Origin of the sequence: Porphyromonas sp. COT-108 OH1349 (assembly GCF_000768755.1) — a bacterium.
Taxonomy (GTDB): domain Bacteria; phylum Bacteroidota; class Bacteroidia; order Bacteroidales; family Porphyromonadaceae; genus Porphyromonas_A; species Porphyromonas_A canoris.
Genome location: NZ_JRAH01000035.1, coordinates 1 through 558, shown reverse-complemented (window position 1 = coordinate 558; position 558 = coordinate 1). Strand labels below are relative to the sequence as shown.

Here is a 558-nt window from a genome sequence, read left to right as displayed (position 1 = left end):
CGTGTACGGGCAGAGTGGAAAGATAACCGCCTGACGATCTTGGGCGATGACGTGGAAGAGGATCTTCCTTCCATCACCTTGACGACAGAGAAAAAGGTGGGCGAGAAGATAAAGCTTTCGATCGACGCCGAGCCGGAAGACCAAGCGGATGTCTGGATAGACCTGAACAACAACAAGGTCAAAGATGCAGGCGAGAGCGTGACCGAATTTGGCATCAATAAAGAGTACACACTCGGTGCACAGACCGTTACGGTGTATGGAAAGGTAGGCGGGTTGATCTGCTCCTCTAACTCCCTCACCTCGCTGGATGTGAGCAAGAACACCGCTTTGACACGGTTGTCCTGCTACTCTAACTCTCTCACCTCGCTGGATGTGAGCAAGAACACGGCTTTGCAACTGTTGGGCTGCTCCTCTAACTCCCTCACCTCGCTGGATGTGAGCAAGAACACGGCTTTGACAACGTTGTCCTGCACCCATAACTCCCTCACCTCGCTGGATGTGAGCAAGAACACGGCTTTGACAATATTCTACTGCTCGATTAACCCGAATCTAAGCTCC

At 52.2% G+C, this 558-nt stretch carries 1 pseudogene; it reads left to right on the top strand.

Annotation, left to right across the window (positions count from 1 at the left end):
• Positions 1 to 558: pseudogene (locus tag JT26_RS10860) on the top strand (hypothetical protein); the annotation flags it as partial.